The following is an 18,408-nucleotide window of genomic DNA, read 5'->3' on the forward strand; positions in this document are numbered from 1 at the left end:
GTTCTCTATGTCGGTAGGCGAAGAGGTCCGCACGGAGCAGACCAAGCCGCAGCAGAGTCTCGGCACGGCGGCCGCGCGGAACCTGGCCACCACGACCAAGTCCGTGCCACAGATGCAGGAGATCAGCTCCCGCTGGCTGCTGCGGATGCTGCCGTGGGTCGACATCCAGGGGGGTACCTACCGGGTGAACCGCCGGATGACGTTCGCCGTGGGCGACGGCCGGCTGACGTTCGTGAAGACCGGCGACCGTGTCGAGATCATCCCAGCCGAGCTCGGCGAGCTGCCGGCGCTGCGGTCGTACGAGGACGAGGAGGTGCTCTTCGAGATCTCCCGCCGCTGCGAGCAGCGGGAGATCGCGGCGGGCGAGGTGATCGCCTCGTTCGGCAGCCCGTCCGACGAGGTGTACCTCCTGGCGCACGGCAGGGTGGAGAAAGTCGGCACGGGTCCCTACGGGGAGGACGAGTCCCTCGGAGTCCTCGCCGACGGCGCCTACTTCGGCGACGACGCGCTGCTGAACGAGGACGCGATCTGGGAGTACACGGCCCGCGCCCTCACCGCGTGCACCGTCCTCGTGCTGCCCCGCCAGGAGTTCGCGCAGGTCGTCGAGCGCTCGGGCACCCTGCGCGAGCACCTTCAGCAGCTCCGCTCGATCCCCTCGCAGCGTTCCAACAAGTACGGCGAGAAGGAGATCGACCTCTCCTCCGGCCACTCCGGTGAGCCGGACATCCCGCACACCTTCGTCGACTACGAGGCCCGGCCCCGTGAGTACGAACTGAGCGTCGCGCAGACGGTGCTGCGCATCCACACGCGCGTGGCCGACCTGTACAACCAGCCCATGAACCAGACCGAACAGCAGATCCGGCTGACGGTCGAGGCGCTGAAGGAGCGCCAGGAGCACGAGCTCATCAACAACCGCGACTTCGGGCTCCTGCACAACTGCGAGTACGACCAGCGGATCCAGCCGCACGACGGCGTGCCCGGCCCGGACGACATGGACGAGCTGCTCAGCAGGCGCCGCGGCACCAAGATGCTCCTCGCCCACCCGCGCGCCATCTCCGCGTTCGGCCGCGAGCTCAACAAGCGCGGACTGGTTCCCGAGACCATCGACATGGCCGGCAACCGCATCCCGACCTGGCGCGGTGTGCCGATCTTCCCGTGCAACAAGATCCCGGTCTCGGACGCCCGCACGACGTCCATCATCGCCCTGCGTACCGGCGAGGCCGACCAGGGCGTCATCGGCCTGCGCGCCACCGGCATCCCCGACGAGATCGAGCCGAGCCTGTCGGTGCGCTTCATGGGCATCAACGAACAGGCCATCATCAAGTACCTGGTCACGGCCTACTACTCGGCCGCGGTCCTGGTCCCGGACGCGCTCGGCGTCCTGGAGAACGTCGAGATCGGCCGCTGGCAGTGACGCTCCCGGTATGCCGGCCGTGTCCCCGCCCGCCAGGCCGGGTACATCCTCGGGGTACGAGCCCAGCGGCAGCGGAAGCGCCACCGTCCGCTCATTCTCCGAGGTGGTCCCATGGGTGAGTCCTCCCTCACGGAGTCCAGGACGGAGACGACGCTGCCCGCCCCCGGTGGGCAGCGTGGCGCCGAGCCCCGGCAGGCGGCCGGGAAGCCGGAGAGGCGGGGGCCCATCGGGACGCAGCGGGACGGCCGGGCGGCAGCGGCCGACGGGCACGAGGCGGTCATGCTGCTGGAGCGGGCCCGGGCGGAGGTCGACCCGGTGCTGCGGGCCGCGCTCGGCTCGCTGCCCGGGCCGCTGCGCCGGATCGCGCTCTACCACTTCGGCTGGGAGCAGGTTGACGGCACCCCGGCGGAGGGAGGCTCCGGCAAGTCGATCCGTCCCGCGCTGGTCCTCGCCGCGGCGGCAGCCCTCGGCGGGTCCGAGGCTAGGGTGGGGGCGGCTCGGGCGGCCGCCGCGGTGGAGCTGGTCCACAACTTCACGCTGCTGCACGACGACGTGATGGACCGGGACACCATGCGCCGCCACCGCCCCACCGCGTGGACCGTGTTCGGCGACGCCGACGCCATCCTAGCCGGGGACACCCTGCAGGCACTGGCCCTGCGGCTGCTCGCCCAGGACCCGCACCCGGCGTCCCAGGCCGCCGCCGCCCGGCTCGCCGACTGCGTGGTCGAACTGTGCGCGGGGCAGCACGCGGACACGGCCATGGAGAGGCGCGCCCCCGCAGAGGTCACGCTCGACGAGGTGCTCGCCATGGCGGAGGCCAAGACGGGCGCCCTGCTCGGGAGCGCCTGCGCGATCGGTGCGCTCTACGCGGGTGCATCGGACGCGGAAGTGGCGGCGCTGGACGGGTTCGGCCGGGAGGCCGGGCTCGCCTTCCAGCTCATCGACGACGTCATCGGCATATGGGGCGAGCCGCGTCGCACCGGCAAGCCCGTCGGTGCCGACCTGGCCGCCCGCAAGAAGTCACTGCCGGTGGTGGCGGCCTTCGCCTCCGGCACACCGGCGGGGGCCGAACTCGCCGAACTGTACGCACGACCCAGAGAGAAGGAGGACCTGGATCACATCGCCCTGACCGTGGAGCGCGCGGGCGGCCGTGATTGGGCTCAGGGACAGGCGGCCGACCGGATGGCCCGGGCGATGCAGCAGCTGGCCCGGGCGGTGCCGGACCCGGAGGCGGCGGGCGGCCTGCTGGCCCTCGCCGAGTTCGTGACACGGCGCAGCAGTTGACGGCCCGCGCCGGTGGACGGCCCGAGCCGGTGGACGGCCCGAGCCGGTGGACGGCTCGCAGTGGTGGAAGGCCCGCGGCAGTTGTCGTACGACAGCAGCCAGCGGGTGCGGTGATGACCGGCCGCGAGCAGCCGACGACCGCCGACGGCCGATGACGGGCCGCACGCGACGGTCGTCGGCCGTACGCACCGATGGCCGGTAGCAGTGAACGGCCGTCGGCAGTAGATGGCGGTCCGCAGCCGATGCTCGGCAGCGGCCGGAGATCGGCTGTACCAGCGACGCCCCTTCGGGCGACCGAAGGGCAGGACCCCGGAGCGCCGGGGCCGTGCGGCTCCTGACCCCGCACGGCTGCCGGACTCCGGCCGGCGGGTCCCGCACTTCCCCACGGTGTGCGGGGCCCGCCCCCTTCCCGTATCGGTCGAGTTCGGGTAAACGCTCGATCGAATTCCGCCAAGATCCTGCTCGAACCCCTCCGTGAGGGCCAATCCCCCTACGATCAACGCCCGTCGGGACGAGCGAAGGGGGCGGGCATGGGTGTGGCCATCCGGGCGGCGGGCGACGGGGACAGGGAGCTGATCGTCCGGCTTCTGGACGAGGCGTTCCAGGACGACCCCGTGAGCGGCTGGGTCTTCCCCGGCGCGGAGGACCGCCGTGCCAAGCACCCCGGGCTCATGGCCGCGTTCACCGACATCGTGCTCGCAGCAGGCCGCGTCGACCTCACCGAGGACGGCTCGGCCTGCGCGCTGTGGCTCTCCATGCCCGCCGGCGAGGGGCCCGACGACCACGACGCCGAGGACGAAGGTCCGGCCCAGGTGCGGGCGGCCGTCGACCCGGACAACGAGCGCATCGAGGCGATCGGCCGGCTGACGGCCGCCATCCATCCCACCGGGCGAGCCCACGAGTACCTGTGGATGATCGGCGTGGTTCCCGGCCGCCAGGGCGAGGGCCTCGGTACCGCGCTCATCGAGGCCGTCCTCGCCCGCTGCGACCGTGAGGGGCTGCCCGCCTACCTGGAGGCCAGCAACGCCCGCAGCCGCAAGCTGTACGAGCGCCTCGGCTTCGAGCCCGCCGGCCCGGTTCTCGACCTCCCGGACGGCCCGTCGATGTGGCCCATGTGGCGCGAGCCCAGGGAGCACCGGCCCACCTCCTAGGTGTGCCGTCCGGGCAGGTCGGTGACGCGGACGGCTCGGGTGTGGCCGTCGATGCCGGCATGGGGCCGGTGGCGGTGTACCAGTCCAGCCAGCCCGGGAGCGCGGCCTGGCGTCCGGCTTCTGAGGTGTAGGGCGCCGGTGGGGGTAGGCCATTCGTCGAGCAGGGTGCGGTGCAGTTCCACGGGCTCCTCCGGGTCCCCGAGCACCGGCCGGCCGCAGGAGGTCATCAGGCCGCCGCTCGCTGCCGGCGTCGACGCGTGCGGTCCGGAGCCCGAAGCCGCGACCATGCGGAGTCCCACTTGCCACTTTCGGCGGCTCACGCAAAACACCTTGCAACCACTACAGGGGGAGTACTACAACTGAAGTCATTACAGCGGCGGCCTACGGAAAGAGACCGGCTTGCGAAAGCTCACGTACTACATCGCCTGCTCCCTCGACGGCTTCATCGGGGACCCGGGCGGCGACGGAACGTCGATGATCCGTTTCCTCGACGAGGAGTACCTCGCCTTCATCAAGGCGGAATACCCGGAGACCGTGCCTACCCACGGCCGCCGGGCCCTCGGCATCGACGACCAGCCGAACAAGCGGTTCGACACCATCATCCAGGGGCGGGGCAGCTACGACCTCGCCCTGAAGGAGGGCATCACCAGCCCCTACGCCCATCTGCGCGAGTACGTCGCCTCCAGCACCCTGACGGAGTCGCCCGACCCGAACGTCGAGATCATCGCGGACGACCTGGTCGGCAGGGTCCGCGAACTGAAGGCGGAGGAGAGCGCGTTCGGCATCTACCTGTGCGGCGGCTCGAAGGTCGCAGGTGAACTGCTCGACGAGATCGACGAGCTCGTCATCAAGACCTACCCGATGGTGTACGGCTCGGGGATGCCGATGTTCGGCTCCGGGGTCGCGATCTCGGACTTCACCCTGGAGTCGGTGCACACGTTCGGCAACGGCGCGCTGGTGCGTACGTACAGCAGGAAGCGCTGAGCACCCGACCGGCCTACGCTGAGGGCATGGGCAGCGAAGGACACGTCTGTCCCCACTGCGGACAGCCAGTGGAAGCGGTCGTCGGGCGCCACGGATGCTGGGCGCATGGGTGCCACGACGGGTGGCGGGCCCCTGCCGCAACCCCGAGTGCGGGGCCTGCGACACGGAAGACGCCGCGAGCGGCCACACCGTCGAAGGTGCCCGCCCGGGGCAAGGTTCCGCGGCCCTCGGGGAAACAGCCCCCACCCGCCACCACCCCGCCCGGACCGGCCCCCGGGGAAACCGCCGCGAAAAATCCCTGAGCCCGTGTCGAGATGCGCGGCCCGGCTCCGACGTCCCTGTGAAGAGCCGCCCACCGGGGCGGTGAGAGCCGAAGGAGCGGACTGATGAAGTACCTGGTCATGGTGCAGGGCACACAGGCGGACTACGAAGCCATGCGCGGCAAGGCGTCCGCGGACTCCCCGGCCTGGAGCGAGGAGGAGCTGCAGACCATGTTCGCCTACATGGGCGCCATCAACGACGACCTCTCCGAGAGCGGCGAGCTCGTCGACGGACAGGGCCTGGCCGAGCCGGCCCAGACCCGGCACGTCACCCTCGGTGACGACGGCAAGGCCGTGATCACCGACGGGCCGTACAGCGAGACCAAGGAACTGCTGGCCGGCTACTGGGTTCTGGAGTGCGAGAGCCTGGAGCGGGTCACGGAGATCGCCGACCGCGTCTCCCGCTGCCCCCAGCCGGCCGGTGCCCCCAACCACCCGGTGGTGATCCGTCCGATCATGGACGGCTCCGGGGACATCTGAGGGTCAGGACGACGCCGACGGACGTGCCGGTGAGGAGCACACCCGAGATCGAGGACCTGCTGCGCCGGAACGCGCCGCAGGTCCTCGGCGCGCTGGTCAGACGCTACGGGCACTTCGACGCCGCAGAGGACGCCGTACAGGAGGCGCTGCTCGCGGCGGCCGGACAGTGGCCCTCGGCCGGTGTGCCCGGCAATCCGCGCGGCTGGCTGATCAAGGTGGCATCGCGGCGGCTCACCGACGCCCTGCGCAGCGATCAGGCCCGGCGGCAGCGCGAGGAGCGGGCGGCGGCACTCACGCCGCGGGGCGCCTGCACGGCGCCGCCGCCCGGGGAGCGGGCGCCCCGCGAGGACGACACGCTCTCGCTGCTGTTCCTGTGCTGCCACCCGGACCTGTCGCCGCCCGCGCAGATCGCACTCACGCTGCGAGCCGTGGGCGGTCTGACCACGGCGGAGATCGCCCGGGCCTATCTGGTCCCGGAGGCGACGATGGCGCAGCGCGTCAGCCGGGCCAAGCAGAAGGTGCGGGGCGTGCGCTTCGGCCGCCCGGACCGATGGGAGCAACGGCTGCCGTCCGTCCTGCAGACCCTCTACCTGATCTTCAACGAGGGCTACACGGCCACTTCCGGTGCCGCGCTGCAGCGCCGCGACCTCGCGGGCGAGGCCGTGCGGCTGACCCGTACGGTCCACCGGCTGCTGCCCGGCGACTGCGAGGTGGCCGGTCTGCTCGCACTCATGCTGCTCACCGACGCCCGTCGCGATGCGCGCAGTGGTCCGCACGGCGAGCTGATCCCCCTCGACGAGCAGGACCGCGGCCGCTGGGACCGGTCCGCGATCGAGGAGGGCGTCGCGCTGGTCACCCGGGCCCTGTCCAGGGGCCGCCCGGGGCCGTTCCAACTGCGGGCCGCGATCGCCGCCGTGCACGACGAGGCATCCGCGCCCGAGGAGACCGACTGGGCCGAGATCCTCGGCCTCTACGACGTCCTCGTCGGCCTGGTCCCCGGCCCGGTCGAACGCCTCAACCGCGCCGTCGCCGTCGCCATGGTGCACGGCCCGCACGCTGGCCTGACCGAAGTGGGCGCCCTGGCCCACGAGTTGAAGGGCCACCGCCTGGACGCCGTACGAGGTCATCTGCTGGAGCGCGCGGGCGAGCCCGCAGCGGCCCGGGCCGCCTACGAGTCGGCGGCCGCGCAGACCCTCAGCCTGCCCGAGCAGCGCTATCTCAGGGCCCGGGCGGCGCGGTTGAGCGACCAGTGCCGGGGCACCAGCACCGTCGCCTCCCTGCGGCCTGATCCACACGACAGACCCTAGCCGCGCGGCCCGCCCGTCGCCGGATCCCGGGTCGTCAGGCAGTACGTGCCGCCCGCCGGGTCGCGCATCACCGTCCAGCGGGAGAAGCCCGCCACGAAGGCGGCCCCGAGTTCCTCGTGCCGCGCCCGGGTCTCCGCGACGTCCGCGCAGGCGAGGTCGAGGTGGGCGGAGGCCGGGCGTTCCTCGTCGAGGCGTTGCAGGAGCAGACGGACGGGCATACCGGGTGGCGGCTTGACCACGTGGAACTCCGGCAGGGTGCCCGGCAGCGACTCCCAGCCGTCGAGCAGCGCGCTCCAGAAGGCGACTTCCGCCCCGAAGGCCGAGGCCGGGACGTCCACGCACACCTGGTCGAGCCGGCTGCCCCGCACCACGGCCGGCCGCGACGACTGCCCCCGCCAGGGGTCCGCGCAGAACAACTGCCCGCCCGGCGAACGCAGCACGACGAGCGACCCGAGGTCGGCCACCACACGCGCGCCGAGCCGTACCGCCGCGGCGGCGAACTCCGGTACGTCGTCCACACAGAAGTCGATGTGCGCACCGCCCGGACCCGCACCGACCGCCTGCACCTTGACGTACGCGTCGGCGCCGCCGGGGAGCAGGGTGACGAACTCGTCGTGCTCCCCGCGCAGTTCGGACAGGCGGGTGTCCGTGACCGCCGTCCAGAAGTCGCGGGCGGCGCCGAAGGCCTCGCGCGGGCGGTCGATGAAGGCGTACGTCCAGATGATCCTCATGGCGCGATCGTAGAGGGGCGCACCACCGCCACCTGTGTGAACCTTGACCAGTCCTTGCCGCACCGTTCCCCGTCCTCGGTCTGCGCTTGTTTGCATTCAGGAATGGACCACATCACGTTCCTCGTGGCGGTCGTCATCGTCACGGCGCTCGCCTTCGACTTCACCAACGGATTCCACGACACGGCGAACGCGATGGCCACGTCCATCGCCACCGGCGCGCTCGCTCCCCGTACGGCGGTCCTGATCAGCGGTGTCCTCAATGTCGCCGGCGCCTTCCTGTCCACGGAGGTCGCCAAGACCGTCTCGGACGGCATCGTGGACGACACCCTCGTCTCCCCGGGCATGATCTTCGCGGGGCTGGTCGGCGCGATCCTGTGGAACCTGCTGACCTGGCTGGTCGGTCTCCCGTCGAGTTCCTCGCACGCCCTGTTCGGCGGGCTGATCGGGGCCGTGTGGGTCGGGGCGGGCAGCCACGGCGTCAACGTCGACAAGGTCGTAGAGAAGGTGCTGGTGCCGGCGGTGGCTTCGCCGGTCGTGGCCGGGGTCGCCGCGCTGCTCGCCACCTGCCTGGCCTACCGGCTCACCGACCGGGCCCGCCAGGACTCCGTCACCAGGGGCTTCCGCGTCGGCCAGATCGCCTCCGCCTCGCTCGTCTCCCTCGCCCACGGCACGAACGACGCGCAGAAGACGATGGGCGTCATCACCCTCACCCTGATCTCGGCGGGCGCGCTCGGCCACGACGCCGACCCGCCGCTGTGGGTCATCGCGTCCGCGGGCCTCGCCATCGGCCTCGGCACGTATCTCGGCGGCTGGCGGATCATCCGGACCATGGGCAAGGGCCTCACCGAGATCCAGGCGCCGCAGGGCTTCGCCGCCGAGACCGCCTCCACGACCGTGATCCTCACCTCCGCCCACCTCGGCTTCGCCCTGTCCACCACCCAAGTGGCCTCGGGCAGCATTCTCGGCGCGGGGCTGGGCCGCAGGCTCGCGGAGGTCCGCTGGGGCGTCGCGGCCCGGATGGCCGTCGCCTGGATGGTCACCCTGCCCGCCGCCGCGCTGGTCGGGGGGCTGGCCGCAGCCGTCGTCCAGAACGGCGGGGACCTCGGCACGGCGGTCGTCGCCCTGGTCGGCGCGGCCCTCGCCGCGGGCATCGTGGTCATCTCGCGCCGCAATCCGGTGCACGCGCACAACGTCAACGACGCACACGACGTCAGTATCCGCACCGAGCCGCCGGCCAAGGTCGGCGCCGCCGCCTGAACGAAGAGGAGACGGGTGCGCTACCCGTCCCTCCTGCCCGCTGGGGTCACGCGGACAGGGCGCCCAGGGCGGCGTCCAGGCGGGCGGTCGCGTCGTCGGCGACGGGCTTGAGGGTGTCGAGGCCGGTGAGGGTGACCATGGTGCCCGGGTCGAGGGCCTGGACGAGCGTGGTGTCGCCGTCGCGGCGGACGACGACGTTGCAGGGCAGGAGCAGGCCGATGCTGCGGTCGGCTTCCAGGGCCCGGTGGGCGAGCGGCGGGTTGCAGGCGCCGAGGATCAGGTAGTCCTCCATGGCATGGCCGAGTTTCGCCTCGAGGGTGGCCTTGACGTCGATCTCGGTGAGGATGCCGAAGCCCTGATCGGCCAGGGCCTTGCGTACGGCGGCGACGGCGGTGTCGAAATCGGCGTCGAGGCGGACGGTGCGGTCGTAGGACACGGACACTCCCGAATAGTGCGGAACGACTGAATCCGATATACCCCGCCGGGTACCCGCAGGGCATCAGGCGAAGCCTTGAGCGGGGTGCCTTCCGCCTCTGGAATACCCCCCTGGGTATAGCTGTTAGGGTGAGAGTCAGATACCCCCCGGGGTACACCGCCCGAGAGGAGTCATGAGCCGTGTTCTTCGTCGACACCCTGGAGTTCGAGGGCCTGGGCAACCGCAGTTACCTGGCCGGCGGGCCGAGTGCGGCGGTGGTCATAGACCCGCCGCGGGACATCGACCAGGTCATCGCCGCAGCGGCCCGCCGCGGGGTGCGCATCGCTTTCGTGGCCGAGACCCATGTGCACAACGACTACGTCACCGGCGGATTGGAGCTGGCCCGCGTCACCGGCGCGCAGTACCTGGTGCCGGCCGGAGCACACGTGTCGTTCGCCCGCACCCCCGTTGCAGACGGAGACAGGGTGACGGTGGACGAGGGCCTGGTGCTGCGCGCTATCGCCACTCCCGGGCACACCCCGCACCACACCTCCTACGCCCTTACCGAGGACGGGCGCGGTGTGGCGGCGTTCACCGGCGGTTCGCTGCTGATCGGCACCGTAGGCCGCCCGGACCTGGTCGAACCAAGGCTGACCGAGCGGCTGGCCCGGGCCCAGTACGCCTCCGCCCACCGGCTGGCCGACGAGCTGGACGACGAGGTGCCGGTGCTGCCCACCCACGGGTTCGGCAGTTTCTGCTCCTCGTCCCAGGCCGAGGGGGACGCGTCCACGATCGGCAAGGAGCGCAAGACCAACGACGCGCTGACCCTGGACGTGGACACCTTCGTTGCCCAGATGCTCGCCGGGCTGGACGACGTGCCCGCGTACTACGCACACATGGGCCCGGCCAACGCCGCGGGCCCCGCCCCGGTCGACCTCACCCCGCCCGAGCGTGCGGACGCCGAGGAGATCGCCTCCCGGCTGGCCGCGGGTGAGTGGGTGGTGGACCTGCGCAGCCGCATGGCCTTCGCCGAGGGACACGTGGCCGGGTCGTTCAACTTCGAGGGCGAGGGCAAGCTCGCCACCTACCTGGCTTGGCTGATCCCCTGGGGCAAGCCCGTCACCCTGCTCGCCGACACTCCGCAGCAGATCACCGACGCGCAGCGGGAACTGGCACGGGTGGGCATCGACCGCCCGGCCGCCGCCGCCACCGGGGACCCGGCCGACTGGGTCCGCGAGGGCGAGGAACTCGCCTCCTTCCCGCGTGCCCGCTTCGCCGACCTCGCCGATGTGCGCGGGCACGGCGAGCAAGTGGTGGTGCTGGACGTGCGCCGGAATTCCGAGCGCGCGGGCGGTCACATCGACGGCTCGGTCCACATCCCGATCCACGAGCTGCACGGCCGCATCGGCGAAGTACCGGACGGGACGGTATGGGTGCACTGCGCCGGCGGGATGCGCGCCGCGATCGCAGCCTCCCTGCTCGATGCCGCCGGCCGCGACGTGGTCGCCGTCGACGACGCCTTCGACGCGGCGGCCGGGGCGGGGCTGGCCCTCACCCGCCCCGACGGCACCGACTGACACGCCCTACCGCGCCCTCTGGACGAAAGTGATCAAACGATGTTCTCGCTTCTTCGCCGCGGCTCCGGCCGCCTCACCCCCCAGCAGGCACATCAGCTGACCAGCGACGGCACCGCCGTCCTGCTGGACGTCCGCGAAACACCGGAGTGGAAAGCCGGGCACGCGCCCGACGCGCTGCACCTGCCGCTGTCCCGTCTGATGGCCGGGGCGCCGCTTCCGGCAGCCGCGCAGGGCAAGCCGGCGGTCACGATCTGCCGCTCCGGTCAACGCTCCCAGCAGGCAGCCAGGCTGCTGACCGGACGCGGCGTTCAGGTCACCGACGTCACCGGCGGCATGACCGCCTGGGCCCTTGCGGGCCTGCCCGTCACCGGCGAGGGCGGCAGCGGTGGTGTCATAGCGTGAGCGAACTGATCCTGGCCCTGATCGCCGGGGCCGTGGTCGGACTCGCGCTCGGCGCGCTCGGCGGGGGCGGCAGCGTCCTGGCGGTGCCCGCACTGATCTACCTGCTCGGCTTCACCCCGGCCGCCGCCACCACCGCCAGCCTGATCATCGTCACCGCCACCTCGCTCACCGCTCTGTACGCCCACGCCCGCACCGGCAACGTCCGCTGGAAGGCCGGCGCCCTCTTCGCCGCGGCCGGGCTCCTGCCCGCCGCCGCCGCTGGAGCCGCCGCATCCCGCCTGCCCCAGCCCGTGCTGACTGCCGCGTTCGCCGCCATCGCCGCACTCGCCGCCGTCAAGATGCTCCGCCCCGGCGACGCCGCCACCGGCTCGGCAGCCGGCGGGACGAGGCCCGCCAAGGCCGTCGGCACCGGCGCGGGGCTCGGAGCACTGACCGGGCTCCTCGGCGTCGGCGGGGGCTTCCTCGCCGTCCCGGCCCTGGTCACCGTGCTGGCGTTCGAGATGCAGGCCGCCGTCGGCACCAGCCTGCTGGTCATCTCGGCGAACTCGCTGGCTTCCCTGGCCACCCGCAGCTCCACCACGGTCGGCATCGACTGGGCGGTGATCGGCCCCTTCACCGGGGCGGCGATCTTGGGCGCCTGGGACGGCAAGCGCCTGGCAGCCAAGGTCACCGGCACGCTCCTGCAGCGCGCCTTCGCCGTCGTGCTGCTGGCCGTGGCCGCCTTCATGCTGATCGACGCCCTCACCTGACGAGCCAGGAGGCGATTCGGCGCCGCGGCACCACGGCTCAGGCCAGAGAGAGGAACAGTTTCTCCAGCCGGGTGCGCATCTGCTCCCGGTCCCCGGAGGCTGCCATGTCCGCATCGGTCAGGCAGTGCTGCAGACCGGTGGCGATGATCGCGAAACCGGCCTTGTCCAAGGCCCGGGACGCCGCCGCGAGCTGCGTGACGACGTCCTCGCAGTCCCGTCCCTCCTCGATCATCTTGATCACACCGGCGATCTGGCCCTGCGCCCGGCGCAGCCGGTTGACCACCGTCTTCAGTTCCTCAGCCGCCATCGCCAGTTCCACGACCCACACTCCTTCGCGAGATACCCCCTTGGGTATCCTATCGAAGGGGTAACCCCAACCGAGTAAAGGAAAGTCCCCCATGGAGCTCACCACCGCCCTCACCGCCGACCAGGCCAACGACCGCCTGCACGAGCTGACCGTCATCGACGTGCGCACCCCCGGCGAATACGCCTCCGGTCACCTGCCCGGCGCCCACAACATCCCCCTCGATCACCTCGATACCGCCCTGCCCGCCCTGCGGATCGCCGCCGACCGCGGCGACCTCCTCGTCGTGTGCGCATCCGGCGCCCGCTCCGCCACCGCCTCCCGGCGCCTGGCCGACCAGGGCATCACCGCCGCCACCCTCACCGGCGGCACCACCGCCTGGACGCAGCTCGGCCACGACACCCACCGCCCGGCCGGCACCCGCACCCCCTGGGCCATGGACCGCCAGGTCCGCCTCGCCGCCGGATCCCTCGTCCTCGCCGGTCTGCTGGCCGGACAACGCTGGAGCGCCGCGCGCCGTCTGTCCGCGGGCGTCGCCGGCGGCCTGGTCTTCTCCGCCCTGACCGACACCTGCGGCATGGCCAAGATCCTCGCCAAGCTCCCCCACAACCAGCCCAGGACAGCCGACCTGGATGCCACCCTCGCTGCCCTGACCGGCTGACGGCACCAGACCCCCGTAGCACCGCCAACGCCGCCCCGCTGAGCGGTCCGTCCCGTCGAGCGCATGGATGCCAAAGATCCTGGCAGCACGCCTGGCGCTGGCACGGCGGGCATGTCGCGACGAGCCGAGCTAGGTTGGGTCGAGGGATCTGCCTCAGGAAACGTGATGGCGAAGATGGATGGGCTGTGCTGATCATCGGCTGCGCCGTGTTGCGGCTGGCGCCACACCGTCGAGGAACTGCCCACGGGTCCGGTTCGGGTTCGGTGGCGCGACGGATCCTCGAGGGGCGCTACGCCCGCGGGGAAAACGACAAGCGGGAGTACCCGCCCCGGTGGAGGGTGCTGCGGTGACCGGCGCGTCGATCAGCCGACGCCGTGCCTTGGGTCTGATCGGACTGGGCATGGCCGGCGTCGCCGCCGGCGCGGCCGGCAGGGGCAACGGTCTGGGCGCCCCGAGCAGGGGCACCTCGGGCCAGGGCCTGGCCCAGCCGCCGGTGCTGGCCAGTCGCGACGGGGTCCTGAATGTGTCGCTGACCGCCGCTCCCGGGGTGCGCCTGGCCGGGCGGGACACCCAGGCATGGGGGTACAACGGCACCTGCCCGGGGCCAACCCTGCGGGTACGGCCCGGGGACCTGCTGCGAGTGCGGCTGGTCAACCACATTGACCAGCCGACGAACCTGCACACCCACGGCCTGCACGTCTCCCCGCGCGGCAACGGCGACAACCCGTTCGTCACCGTCGACCCCGGCGAAAGCTTCGACTACGTGCACCGTATTCCCGCCGACCATCCACCCGGCACGTTCTGGTACCACCCGCATCACCACGGCACCGTCGCCGACCAGATCTTCGCCGGCCTGGCCGGGGCGCTGCTGGTCGACGGCGGACCGGACCCGGATCTGCCGGTGACCGACGACCTGACCCTGCTGGTCACCGACATCACCCTGGACGGGGCCGGCCGGGTTGCCGCGCCGAACATGATGGCCAGGATGCTGGGCCGCGAAGGCGACCTGGTGCTGGTCAACGGACAGCACCAGCCCGTCATCACCGCCGCACCCGGCGATGCGCAGCGGTGGCGAGTCGTCAACGGCTGTGTCTCCCGGGTGCTCGCGCTGAGGCTGGAGGGGCACCGGCTGACCCAGCTCGCCCTGGACGGGATGTTCCTGCCGGCCCCGGCCGAACGGGACCAGGTGGTGCTGGCTCCGGGCAACCGGGCCGACCTGCTGGTGCGCCCCGTCCGTAGCGGCCGGTACACGCTGGTTGCCGAGGCGTACGACCGGGGCGGTACGGGCATGATGGGTGGCGGTCGGCCCACGTCCGGTCCGGTCACCCTGGCCACCCTGGAAGCCTCCGGACCGGCCGCGACACCGCCGCCGCTGCCAGGCGCGCTACCGGCTCCGCCCGCCCTGCAAGGCCGGGTGGCCCGTCAGCGTCGGGTCACCTTCGCCATGGGCATGATGGGCGGCCCGGGCAGGGGGATGTTCACCATCGACGGGCGCACGTTCGACCCGGACCGTGACGACCAGACCGTCCCGCTCGACACCGTCGAGGAGTGGACCGTGGTCAACACCAGTCCCATGGATCATCCGTTCCATCTGCACGTCTGGCCGTTCCAGGTGCTGGCGACCAGCACCGGTGTACCCCCCGTCGGGCTGCGCCAGGATGTTGTGCTCGTGCCCGCCCGGGGCTGGGTACGGCTGCGTATCCCGTTCACGGATTACCCCGGCCGCAGCGTCTACCACTGCCACATTCTCGACCACGAGGACCTCGGCATGATGGCGACCATCAACGTCCACCGCTGACAAGCTGCCCCTGCCGACGCGGCTTCCTGCCGCGATGCCGACATCGGCCGCATCCTCAGCCGGCCCGCCTGAAGTTGCTGCCAGCAGCCTCCGACCCATCGAACGCGAGGCGTTCCAGACGCGGTTCGGCCTCGTGGAGCTGGGTCTGCAGGGTGTCGATCCGGGCGCGGAGATCGTCGGCCAGGGCCCGGGCGGTGTCTTCCTGGAGGCCGAGTGCCAGGCCGCTGCCCGGTGGGCGGTTGCCCTCTGCGAGGGGCCCCGGCCGTCCAGCGACACCCGGGCGCGCCGGTGAGGTATCCACGAAGGGCGCCGGCGGTGGTCTCCACACATTCCTCGGGGACGGCGTCGACGTCGACCAGCGGGCTCGGACGTGCTCGCGGTTCGCGGTTCTCCGGTTCGCCGGACCGCTCGGGGGCGACGAAGACGACCGTGAGGAAGTCGTCGGGGGCTGCCACGCCCCGGGCGCCGTGGATGATGTGGGCGACCTCCGGCGGTGGAAGAACGAGTGGAACTGTGCCCGCAGGGCGCTCCGAGCGGCCGAGAACCAGGCCGCCGAGCGGTAAGGCCGCAAGGCCGTCGACTTGCCGCACACGGTGACCCATGACCTGCGGCATCTCCACGCCTCCGCGCTCGCCGCCGGCGGCGCGAGCGTCCAGCAGGTCCAGCTCGTCCTCGGTCACGCGTCCGCCGTCATCACGCGGCGGATCTACGCACCCTTGTGGCCGGGCGCAGAAGACCGCACCCGGTCCGTCATGGACGCCGTGCTCGGCGGCCTGCGGACCGGGTGCGGACCGGAAGACCATGCGATCAATGAAATCGCAGGTCAAACGGCATGATCAAAAGATCAAGCCTTCTTGGTCTCCCAGAAGATCTTGTCGATCTGGGCGATGTAGTCCAGCGCCTTCTGGCCGGTGGCCGGGTCGGTCGAGCCCTTGGCGGCCGAGAGGGCCTTCAGGGTGTCGTTGACCAGCTGGTGCAGCTCCGGGTACTTCTCGAAGTGCGGGGGCTTGAAGTAGTCGCTCCAGAGCACCGAGACGTGGTGCTTCGCGAGCTCGGCACGCTGCTCCTTGATGACGGTGGCGCGCGCCTGGAAGTGCGGGTCGTCGTTGGCGGCCATCTTCTCCTGCACGGCCTTCACCGACTCCGCCTCGATGCGGGCCTGGGCGGGGTCGTACACACCGCAGGGAAGGTCGCAGTGGGCACTGACCTTGACCTTGGGGGCAAACAGGCGGGAAAGCATGGAGCATTCCTTCCTCGTGATCGTCTTCTCACAGGGGACATTACTCCGTGAGGAACGGCTTTTCGCGGGTGCCCCCATGGGCTTAGGACAAAAGTCCGGGGTGAGACTGAGACTGGTGGACGAAGAACCGGGGAGGTACCGGGTGATGCCGGAGCTGTCGCAGGAGTCCGAGCGGGGCAGGCCCGGCCCGCCCTTCGGGGTGGCCGAGGTGACCGGGCCGTCCATGGTGCCCACGCTGTACCACGGGGACCGGCTCCTGGTGCACTACGGGGTCCGGGTCAGGCCCGGTGACGTCATCGTGCTGCGGCATCCGTTCCAGCAGGACCTGCTCGTGGTGAAGCGGGCCGTCCAGCGGCGCGAGAGCGGCTGGTGGGTGCTCGGGGACAACACCTACGCCGGCGGCGACAGCACCGACTACGGCGTCGTGCCCGATGACCTGGTGCTGGGGCGGGTCCGGTTCCGCTATCGGCCGCTCAGGCCCGGCCGGCGCTCGCCCTGGGCGCTGCTCTGCTGGGTGCTCTCGGCCGCCAGGCCCGTCTTCTCGGGCGCCTCGGGCCGGGCCGCCTCCAGGCGCTTGCGGGCCCGGTAGGCCGCCACGTTGGCGCGGGTCGCGCAGCGGTCGGAGCAGTAGCGCCGGGAGCGGTTGGTGGAGGTGTCCAGGTAGGCGTTGCGGCACGGCGCGGCCTCGCACAGGCCGAGCCGGTCCACTCCGTACTCGGTGAGGTGGAACGCCAGGCCCATCGCCGCGATCGCCGCGTAGCCCGCCGTCGCGTTGGACGGGTGATCCGCCAGGTGCATGTGCCACAGGGGGCGGCCGTCGTCGTCGCGGAAGTCGTGCCCGGAGATCTGCGGGCTGACCGGGAACTCCAGCAGCAGCGAGTTCAGCAGGTCCACGGCGAGCTGCTCGTCACCGCTGTCGGCCGCCTCGAAGACCGCGCGCAGCCGGGCCCGCACCGAGCGGAAGCGGGTCACGTCCGCGTCCGTGGCGCGGCGGGCCGCCGACCGCTGGCCGCCGAACAGGTCGCGAACGGCCTCGACCGACGTCAGCGTGTCCTTGCCCCGGGCCGGTTCCTCGGTGTTGACGAGACGCACGGCGTAGTCCGAGTAATAGACCAATTCCACTTGTAGTCCTTACGGAGGGCTTCATAGGCGTGAGTGCGCAGGCTGTAATAACTGATGTTGCTTTCAGGGTATTACGAGGGAGGGGCTCGATGGCGGACGCGGACACCACTACCGACCAGCAGGCCTGGCAGCGGAGCTGGGGCCGGCAGCAGGAGTGGTACCTGCCCGACAGTGAGGAGCGTTTCCGGATCATGCTCGATTGGTCGAGGCCGTCGTGGGCAGCGCCCCGCGCGTCCTCGACCTCGCCTGCGGCGCGGGCAGCATCACGGCCCGGCTGTTGGCCCGGTTACCGCGGACCATCAGCACCGGCGTCGAGCCGGAGCCCCTCGCGCACTTCTTCGGCCGGCTCGCGGGAGTCGTCCGCGACGGCGGTGTCTTCGTGAACGCGGACCAGGTGATCGGCGAGACGATGCCGAGGATCGACGCCGCCGAGAGCGGGCTGCGGCACGTCCTTATGGATCAGGTGAAGCGGGGTGGTGTCCTCGACTGGTCCGAGTGGTGGCGGCTCGCCGCACAGGACCCGGTCCTCACCGCCCGCCTACTCGAGAAGGTCAGGCCGGTGTGGTGCTCGCCATCTGGCGTACGGGTGCCGGCGCCTCGGTAGAAGCTCAAATCTCACTCAGAGAACTCGTTGCCTCTTCGCCCTACCGGTGAGTGCGGCGGTAGCGTTCCGGGTGGCTCGACATGACCATGTCGAGTAGAAACGAGGGGATCATACTGTGAAGAAGCGTCGCATCCTTGTGACCGCGGGCGTACTCGGCACTGCGCTGGTCAATGCCGTCGCCTTCAGCGGGTCGGCGCACGCGAAGACCGGCCCCGGGTACACGGAGTTCTGCAGCGGCCCGATGCAGCAGGCCGGCTTCAGCTGCTTCTACTCCGACGGGGACAGGTTCAGCCTGACGGACAACTACGCGGACGGGCTGCGCACGGTACTGCGTTGGCAGCTCGGGGACCGCACCAAGAAGGGGACGTCCGGGTACATCATCCGTAAGGGTGAGTGCCACAACACCAAGGGCGCCGGGAAGACCATCTGGTGCGACTACGACTTCCCTGAGGGCAAGCTCAACGGAACCAGCCGTTACCTTGTGCACTTCAAGATCGAGTCGCAGGATGGCCCCAACGGCAAGCCGGTCTTCTATGCGTCGGCCCCGATAGGTTACGTCTCTGGGCGCTGACAGCAGCACAGGTTCGGGCCCGCCGGAAGCTTCCGGC

General features: G+C 71.4%; 18 protein-coding genes and 4 pseudogenes. 16 read left to right on the forward strand and 6 right to left on the reverse strand.

The window, feature by feature from the left end:
- The first annotated feature begins 7 nt into the window (after positions 1-7).
- From ACFU3E_RS20030 to ACFU3E_RS20055, 6 genes are all read left to right on the forward strand, one after another.
- Positions 8-1,414 carry a family 2B encapsulin nanocompartment shell protein gene (locus ACFU3E_RS20030; RefSeq protein ID WP_384159628.1) on the forward strand — a complete coding sequence of 469 codons (1,407 nt, stop codon included), beginning with the start codon at positions 8-10 and terminating at the stop codon, positions 1,412-1,414.
- 111 nt (positions 1,415-1,525) lie between these two features.
- On the forward strand, positions 1,526-2,698 hold the full coding sequence (locus tag ACFU3E_RS20035) for a family 2 encapsulin nanocompartment cargo protein polyprenyl transferase (protein WP_384159631.1): 1,173 nt from the start codon (positions 1,526-1,528) through the stop codon (positions 2,696-2,698).
- 530 nt (positions 2,699-3,228) lie between these two features.
- On the forward strand, positions 3,229-3,849 hold the full coding sequence (locus ACFU3E_RS20040) for a GNAT family N-acetyltransferase (protein ID WP_384159634.1): 621 nt from the start codon (positions 3,229-3,231) through the stop codon (positions 3,847-3,849).
- A 399-nt stretch (positions 3,850-4,248) separates the two neighbouring features.
- A complete protein-coding gene (locus tag ACFU3E_RS20045; RefSeq protein ID WP_384159637.1) occupies positions 4,249-4,833 on the forward strand; it encodes a dihydrofolate reductase family protein in 585 nt (194 codons plus the stop codon).
- Between the two features lie 386 nt (positions 4,834-5,219).
- Positions 5,220-5,633, forward strand: a complete 414-nt coding sequence (locus ACFU3E_RS20050; protein ID WP_384159640.1) for a YciI family protein — start codon at positions 5,220-5,222, stop codon at positions 5,631-5,633.
- Positions 5,634-5,662: 29 nt separating this feature from the next.
- A complete protein-coding gene (locus tag ACFU3E_RS20055) occupies positions 5,663-6,940 on the forward strand; it encodes an RNA polymerase sigma factor (RefSeq protein ID WP_384159643.1) in 1,278 nt (425 codons plus the stop codon).
- On the opposite strand, the gene ACFU3E_RS20060 is transcribed toward ACFU3E_RS20055, so the two are convergent.
- On the reverse strand, positions 6,937-7,671 hold the full coding sequence (locus tag ACFU3E_RS20060; protein ID WP_384159646.1) for a VOC family protein: 735 nt from the start codon (positions 7,669-7,671) through the stop codon (positions 6,937-6,939). The two genes, ACFU3E_RS20055 and ACFU3E_RS20060, sit on opposite strands and share 4 nt — an antisense overlap.
- Before the next feature lie 102 nt (positions 7,672-7,773).
- On the opposite strand from ACFU3E_RS20060, the gene ACFU3E_RS20065 reads away from it, so the two are divergent.
- Complete coding sequence (locus ACFU3E_RS20065; protein WP_384159649.1) at positions 7,774-8,928, forward strand: anion permease; 1,155 nt, start codon at positions 7,774-7,776, stop codon at positions 8,926-8,928.
- 46 nt (positions 8,929-8,974) lie between these two features.
- Here the strand turns inward: ACFU3E_RS20065 and ACFU3E_RS20070 are convergent, their stop codons facing one another.
- Positions 8,975-9,364 carry a DUF302 domain-containing protein gene (locus ACFU3E_RS20070; protein ID WP_384159652.1) on the reverse strand — a complete coding sequence of 130 codons (390 nt, stop codon included), beginning with the start codon at positions 9,362-9,364 and terminating at the stop codon, positions 8,975-8,977.
- A gap of 179 nt (positions 9,365-9,543) precedes the next feature.
- Between ACFU3E_RS20070 and ACFU3E_RS20075 the strand changes: the two genes are divergently transcribed.
- From ACFU3E_RS20075 to ACFU3E_RS20085, 3 genes are read left to right on the forward strand one after another with little or no spacing between them, the layout of a single operon-like run.
- On the forward strand, positions 9,544-10,920 hold the full coding sequence (locus ACFU3E_RS20075) for a rhodanese-like domain-containing protein (RefSeq protein WP_384159655.1): 1,377 nt from the start codon (positions 9,544-9,546) through the stop codon (positions 10,918-10,920).
- A 39-nt stretch (positions 10,921-10,959) separates the two neighbouring features.
- Positions 10,960-11,322, forward strand: a complete 363-nt coding sequence (locus ACFU3E_RS20080) for a rhodanese-like domain-containing protein (protein WP_384159658.1) — start codon at positions 10,960-10,962, stop codon at positions 11,320-11,322.
- Positions 11,319-12,071 (forward strand): sulfite exporter TauE/SafE family protein, encoded by a 753-nt coding sequence (locus ACFU3E_RS20085; protein WP_384159661.1) that lies wholly within the window; start codon positions 11,319-11,321, stop codon positions 12,069-12,071. The genes ACFU3E_RS20080 and ACFU3E_RS20085 overlap by 4 nt, the downstream gene beginning before the upstream one ends.
- Positions 12,072-12,108: 37 nt before the next feature.
- Here the strand turns inward: ACFU3E_RS20085 and ACFU3E_RS20090 are convergent, their stop codons facing one another.
- The gene (locus tag ACFU3E_RS20090; protein ID WP_010358257.1) at positions 12,109-12,390 is read right to left on the reverse strand and encodes a metal-sensitive transcriptional regulator; all 282 of its coding nucleotides are present in this window, start codon (positions 12,388-12,390) and stop codon (positions 12,109-12,111) included.
- A 79-nt stretch (positions 12,391-12,469) separates the two neighbouring features.
- Between ACFU3E_RS20090 and ACFU3E_RS20095 the strand changes: the two genes are divergently transcribed.
- Positions 12,470-13,036 (forward strand): rhodanese-like domain-containing protein, encoded by a 567-nt coding sequence (locus tag ACFU3E_RS20095; RefSeq protein WP_384159664.1) that lies wholly within the window; start codon positions 12,470-12,472, stop codon positions 13,034-13,036.
- 346 nt (positions 13,037-13,382) lie between these two features.
- On the forward strand, positions 13,383-14,834 hold the full coding sequence (locus ACFU3E_RS20100; protein WP_384159667.1) for a multicopper oxidase family protein: 1,452 nt from the start codon (positions 13,383-13,385) through the stop codon (positions 14,832-14,834).
- A 261-nt stretch (positions 14,835-15,095) separates the two neighbouring features.
- Here ACFU3E_RS20100 and ACFU3E_RS20105 read toward each other — a convergent pair.
- A pseudogene (locus tag ACFU3E_RS20105) lies at positions 15,096-15,322 on the reverse strand (DNA mismatch repair protein MutT); the annotation flags it as partial.
- Between ACFU3E_RS20105 and ACFU3E_RS20110 the strand changes: the two are divergent.
- A pseudogene (locus ACFU3E_RS20110) lies at positions 15,323-15,670 on the forward strand (tyrosine-type recombinase/integrase); the annotation flags it as partial. It lies immediately after the preceding pseudogene.
- An 8-nt stretch (positions 15,671-15,678) separates the two neighbouring features.
- On the opposite strand, the gene sodN reads toward ACFU3E_RS20110, so the two are convergent.
- Positions 15,679-16,074 (reverse strand): superoxide dismutase, Ni, encoded by a 396-nt coding sequence (sodN, locus tag ACFU3E_RS20115; RefSeq protein WP_031140564.1) that lies wholly within the window; start codon positions 16,072-16,074, stop codon positions 15,679-15,681.
- Positions 16,075-16,297: 223 nt separating this feature from the next.
- Here sodN and ACFU3E_RS20120 point away from each other — a divergent pair.
- Positions 16,298-16,471: pseudogene (locus ACFU3E_RS20120) on the forward strand (nickel-type superoxide dismutase maturation protease); the annotation flags it as partial.
- A 65-nt stretch (positions 16,472-16,536) separates the two neighbouring features.
- On the opposite strand, the gene ACFU3E_RS20125 reads toward ACFU3E_RS20120, so the two are convergent.
- Positions 16,537-17,196, reverse strand: a complete 660-nt coding sequence (locus ACFU3E_RS20125) for a CGNR zinc finger domain-containing protein (protein WP_384159670.1) — start codon at positions 17,194-17,196, stop codon at positions 16,537-16,539.
- 89 nt (positions 17,197-17,285) lie between these two features.
- Here ACFU3E_RS20125 and ACFU3E_RS20130 point away from each other — a divergent pair.
- Both ACFU3E_RS20130 and ACFU3E_RS20135 read left to right on the forward strand, forming a co-directional pair.
- Positions 17,286-17,800, forward strand: a pseudogene (locus ACFU3E_RS20130) (hypothetical protein).
- A gap of 115 nt (positions 17,801-17,915) precedes the next feature.
- Positions 17,916-18,371 (forward strand): hypothetical protein, encoded by a 456-nt coding sequence (locus ACFU3E_RS20135; protein WP_384159673.1) that lies wholly within the window; start codon positions 17,916-17,918, stop codon positions 18,369-18,371.
- The last annotated feature ends 37 nt before the right edge of the window (positions 18,372-18,408 follow it).

It is taken from the genome of Streptomyces sp. NPDC057424, assembly GCF_042803315.1.
Taxonomy (GTDB): Bacteria; Actinomycetota; Actinomycetes; order Streptomycetales; family Streptomycetaceae; genus Streptomyces.

Coding starts and splice junctions, on each gene's coding strand:
- ACFU3E_RS20065 (WP_384159649.1), top strand. CDS start 7,774: ATGGACCACATCACGTTCCTCGTGGCGGTCGTCATCGTCACGGCGCTC.
- ACFU3E_RS20050 (WP_384159640.1), top strand. CDS start 5,220: ATGAAGTACCTGGTCATGGTGCAGGGCACACAGGCGGACTACGAAGCC.
- ACFU3E_RS20095 (WP_384159664.1), top strand. CDS start 12,470: ATGGAGCTCACCACCGCCCTCACCGCCGACCAGGCCAACGACCGCCTG.
- ACFU3E_RS20040 (WP_384159634.1), top strand. CDS start 3,229: ATGGGTGTGGCCATCCGGGCGGCGGGCGACGGGGACAGGGAGCTGATC.
- ACFU3E_RS20035 (WP_384159631.1), top strand. CDS start 1,526: ATGGGTGAGTCCTCCCTCACGGAGTCCAGGACGGAGACGACGCTGCCC.
- sodN (WP_031140564.1), bottom strand. CDS start 16,074: ATGCTTTCCCGCCTGTTTGCCCCCAAGGTCAAGGTCAGTGCCCACTGC.
- ACFU3E_RS20080 (WP_384159658.1), top strand. CDS start 10,960: ATGTTCTCGCTTCTTCGCCGCGGCTCCGGCCGCCTCACCCCCCAGCAG.
- ACFU3E_RS20060 (WP_384159646.1), bottom strand. CDS start 7,671: ATGAGGATCATCTGGACGTACGCCTTCATCGACCGCCCGCGCGAGGCC.
- ACFU3E_RS20030 (WP_384159628.1), top strand. CDS start 8: ATGTCGGTAGGCGAAGAGGTCCGCACGGAGCAGACCAAGCCGCAGCAG.